Here is a 4,013-nt window from a genome sequence, read left to right as displayed (position 1 = left end):
GGCGGCGGTGGCGAGGCCCAGGGCCCACACCCACCAGGCGCCGGGGTGCACGCCGGGGCGCGGGGTCGCCATCGCCCTCAGCCCCTGCGGCGGCGCGCCTGCCACACCGCCGCCGCGCCCAGCAGCGCCACGACACCGGCACCCGTGTACAGGCCGAGGGACGGGCCGGGGGACTGGTCGGGGGACTGGTCGGGGGACGAGTTTTCGTCGCCGGACGCCTCCGGGCCCGAGTCCTCAGGCGAGTCGGTAGGCGAGTCGGTGTCCGAGACCGGCTCGCCGCAGCCCTTCTCCGGGTAGTCCGCGATGGCGCACAGCAGGGCGTTCGTGTCGTAGCGCAGCGGCTTGGCCACCGCGGCCAGGGCGTCGGCGGTCGTGGCGTCCTCCGGCACACGGGCGCAGGCCCTGCGCGGCGCCGGGGGCGCCTCACCGGACGGGGCGTCCGCCGCCGTACCGAAGTCGACGACGAGGGCCACGCGCTTGAGGCCCTCGCGCGCGGGCGTCCGGGCACAGATGGAAGCGAAGTCCGCGAAGTCCGCTGCGCCGCGCGGCTGGGCGGCGTCGTTCGAGTCCTCGCTCACCGAGAAGCGGAAGCCCTGGACGTCGCCGTCGGAGGGGCGCGCGGTCGACGGGCCCTGCGTCGCGTACGTCCAGGCCGAGCCGCCGTCCCGCTCCCAGAACGACCAGTAGCGGTAGGCGGCGGCCTGTGCGGTCCCCGCGCCCCCGACGACCAGGAGGAGCGCCAGGACCACGAGCGACGCGGACGTACGACGGCGGGTCACGGCTGCTGTTTCTTCGTACGGCCGCTGATCAGGAATCCGACGCCGATGCCGGCGACGAGGCAGACCCCGACGATCCACCACACGCCGAAGACGGAGTCGTCGTCCTCGCTCTTTTCCTCGCTGCTCTTCTCCTTCGCGCTCGGGGCGGTGGAGTGGTCGGACGACGCCTGGGCCGCCGGGCCCGTGGCGTCGAGCTGCTTGACGAGGTCGGCGCCGCCGAAGTCGCGCGGGTCCGTACCGGTGGCGTGGGCGGCGAGGATGAGCTGGGCGTACGCGGCCGGGCCCGCCTTGGCCGCCCAGGCACCGGAGTTCTTCTCCAGCCAGGCCAGGGGCTTGACGGCGCTGTCCTCTTGTCCGGCGGCGCCGAGGGCGACGACCGCGTCGGCGGTGTTGCCGTGGTCGGGCTGGTCCTCGGCGCCGGCGAGGGAGGACTTCAGGTAGCCGTTCTTGGCGAGGGCCTTGGTCAGGTAGAGGGCCCCGTTGTGGGCCGAGTCCCCGGGCGAGAGGTCATCACCGCCGACGCACTCGGCGGCCTTACGGGATGTGCCCTCGCCGCCCTCGCCGCCCTCGCCGCCCTTCGCCACGAACCCCTTCCCCAGACTGCCGAGCACCCCGGCCGCCGTGGCGTCGGCGTTCGCGCTCAACTCGCCCTTCTTGTCCGGCTGGAAGGCGAAGGCACCGCCACCGTCCTCGTCGCAGGGGACGGACAGGCCGCGCAGGGCCTCGTACGGGGAGTGCTCGCCCTTCTTCTGCTCCCCGGGCTCGTCGCCGGCGGCCACGAAAGCGCCGATCACGACGGACGTGGAGTTGGCGTCGCTCGCGCCACCGGGCGTGTAACCCCAGCCGCCGTCCTTGTTCTGCACGCCCCGCAGCCAGCGCACCGCCCGGCCGACCTCGCCGTCGTGCCCGCCGAGCGCGGCGAGGGCCTGGACGGCCACCGCGGTGCTGTTGGTGTCGACCGGCGTCTTCGCGTCACACTTCGCCGAGGCGTCGGACCGGTACGCCGCGAACGCCCCGCTGCCGCACTGCTGCCCCACCAGCCAGTCCACCGCCTCGGCCGCGGGCTTCACCCCCACGGTGTCCTGGGCGAGCAGGGCGAGGGACTGGCGCCAGACACCGTCGTACGTGGGGTCCGTGGAGCCGTACAACCCGCTGGGGATCGCCTGGGACGGGGAGGCGGAGGGCGAGGCGTCGTCGGCGAGGGCGACGGGCGCGGCGGAACCGGTGCCGAGCACGGCCACGGCGGTGGCGGCCAGTATCGCGGTGCTGCGGCGAACGTTCATGACGGGCGTCTCCCCCTACGGGGAGCCGGACAGCACGGCACAGCCGGGCGGCTCGGCTCCGTATGCCTCGACGGTGCCGTCACCGACGGGTGCCGGTGACGCGAGCCGGTCACGTCCGTGCGGGGCAATCCGGCTTGCCACCTGCTCGGGGTGGCTCACGATTGCGGGTCAGCGCCGGATTTGCACCGGCTTCCCCCCGTACGGGTGTGATGACGACCTGGCTACTCTACCGGGCCGTAACGCAACGCCTGTGGGGCGGCTGTTCGGAGGTTAGGTTCGCCCCATGCGAACGGGGAGACTGCTCGGCTCGGGCCGTACGGCCGACGTGTACGCACTCGCGGGCGACGAGGCGGGTGATGCGGCGGGTCACGAGAGCTGGGTGCTGCGGCGGTACCGGGACAGCGACGGGTACGGGGACGCGGCTGCCGAGGCCGCGGTGATGGAGTACGTACGAGGCCACGGCTACCCGGTCCCGGCCGTACGGGCGGCCGACGGCACGGACATGGTGGTGGAGCGGCTGTCCGGGCCGACCATGCTGGGGGCGTTGGACGCGGGCCTGATCGCCCCCACGGAAGCGGGGCAGACGCTGGCCCGGTTGCTCCGGGACCTGCACGCGCTGCCGCCGCGTACCGCCACCTCCACCTCTACCGACCCCCCGGCCCGCATCCTGCACCTGGACCTCCACCCGGAGAACGTGATCGTCACGCCCGGCGGCCCGAGGGTCATCGACTGGGCCAACGCGGAGGAGGGTCCGCCCGGTCTCGACTGGGGGATGTCGGCGGTGATCCTCGCCCAGGTCGCGGTCGCCGAGGACCCGCTCGCCGACGCGGCACGCGAGATCCTCACCGCCCTGCTCGCCCACCAGGGCGAGGAGTCCGCCCTCACGGAGACGGGCCTCACGGAGGCGCGGAAACGCCGGGCGGCCAACGTGACGATGAGCGAGCGCGAGGTCCAGCTTCTGGGCCGCGCCGAGGAGTTGGTCCGCGTACTCGCTCACTGACGGGGCGTAGGGCCGGCGAACGCCAGGAAGAGGACCCGCGAGCCGAGCAGCCAGGTGCCGTCGACCCTGTGGAAGGTGTCCTCGTAGTGGCCGATCTGGACCGGGGGTCCGGCGGGGACCATGCCGCCCCTGTGGCCGTCGATCCGGTACGTCGTGAAGTACGAGGTGGCCGTGGCCGTGGTCGGGGAGGTGACCGTGGTGAGGACGTTCGACATCAGGCGGCGCGAGAGCCGGTCGGCGGGGCGGGCGCCGAAGTAGTCGCGCAGAGCCGCGCGCCCCTTGACGAACCGCTCGCCCTCCGGCCACTCCCAGGTGCCGTCCTCGGTGAACAGGTTGGCGACGGAGGCCGGTTCACCGAGATCCAGACGCTGGACGAAGTCGAGGACGAGGCGCTCGCAGGCGCGCTCGGCGAGGAGTTGCTCCATGGGGTCCATGACCCTTGGTACCAGTAACAACGCCCTGGCCACGATCGATTTGTGCAGCCACTCACACGGCCACGTACGTCACCGGATCGCTCCCCGGCACCGCCTCCGCCCGTCCCAGTTTCACCAGGCGGCGCAGGTGGGCCTCCGCCTCCGAGACGGCGATGTTCCTGGATCCGTAGGGGATGTCGGCCCAGGGCCGGTTCCACTCCATGCGTTCGGTGAGCTGCCACGGGGTGAGGGGCCGGGAGAGGAGGGCCCGGAGGTCGGTGAGACGGGACTCGTGGTGGGTCAGCAACTCCCCGACGCGGGATGCCGCGTCCGTGAACGCGTACTGGTGGGCCGGGAGGATCTCGGCGGGGGCGAGGCGGCCGACGCGTTCGAGGGAGTCGAGGTAGTCGCCGAGGGGGTCGGTGACCGTGGCGTCGTCCGGGTCCTCGTACAGGCCGATGTGCGGGGAGATCTCCGGGAGCAGGTGGTCGCCGGAGAACATGCGGCCTTGTCCGGGGAGTTTTGACTGTCTCTTATA

At 73.0% G+C, this 4,013-nt stretch carries 5 protein-coding genes and 1 pseudogene; 1 reads left to right on the top strand and 5 read right to left on the bottom strand.

Annotated features, from left to right (window positions below):
* Positions 1-77 precede the first annotated feature (77 nt).
* The 3 genes from FNH08_RS46370 to FNH08_RS53330 are packed head-to-tail and all read right to left on the bottom strand — an operon-like array spanning position 78 to position 2,203.
* Positions 78-779 carry an SCO2322 family protein gene (locus FNH08_RS46370; protein WP_322726538.1) on the bottom strand — a complete coding sequence of 234 codons (702 nt, stop codon included), beginning with the start codon at positions 777-779 and terminating at the stop codon, positions 78-80.
* Positions 776-2,062: a prenyltransferase/squalene oxidase repeat-containing protein gene (locus tag FNH08_RS46365; RefSeq protein WP_152777767.1), complete on the bottom strand. Its 1,287-nt coding sequence runs from the start codon at positions 2,060-2,062 to the stop codon at positions 776-778. The genes FNH08_RS46370 and FNH08_RS46365 overlap by 4 nt, the downstream gene beginning before the upstream one ends.
* A gap of 15 nt (positions 2,063-2,077) precedes the next feature.
* The gene (locus tag FNH08_RS53330; protein ID WP_265579852.1) at positions 2,078-2,203 is read right to left on the bottom strand and encodes a hypothetical protein; all 126 of its coding nucleotides are present in this window, start codon (positions 2,201-2,203) and stop codon (positions 2,078-2,080) included.
* Positions 2,204-2,345: 142 nt separating this feature from the next.
* Here FNH08_RS53330 and FNH08_RS46360 point away from each other — a divergent pair, with 142 nt between their 5' ends.
* Entirely contained in the window at positions 2,346-3,062 is a 717-nt protein-coding gene (locus FNH08_RS46360) for a phosphotransferase (RefSeq protein WP_152777765.1), read from the top strand.
* On the opposite strand, the gene FNH08_RS46355 is transcribed toward FNH08_RS46360, so the two are convergent.
* Positions 3,056-3,496 carry a nuclear transport factor 2 family protein gene (locus FNH08_RS46355; protein ID WP_194238855.1) on the bottom strand — a complete coding sequence of 147 codons (441 nt, stop codon included), beginning with the start codon at positions 3,494-3,496 and terminating at the stop codon, positions 3,056-3,058. The two genes, FNH08_RS46360 and FNH08_RS46355, sit on opposite strands and share 7 nt — an antisense overlap.
* Positions 3,497-3,548: 52 nt before the next feature.
* Positions 3,549-4,013, bottom strand: a pseudogene (locus tag FNH08_RS46350) (MBL fold metallo-hydrolase); the annotation flags it as partial.

Source organism: Streptomyces spongiae, assembly GCF_009377185.1.
In the GTDB taxonomy this organism is placed as follows: domain Bacteria; phylum Actinomycetota; class Actinomycetes; order Streptomycetales; family Streptomycetaceae; genus Streptomyces; species Streptomyces spongiae.
The sequence above is the reverse complement of the archived record's forward strand: the minus strand, read 5'-3'. Positions and strand labels throughout refer to the sequence as shown.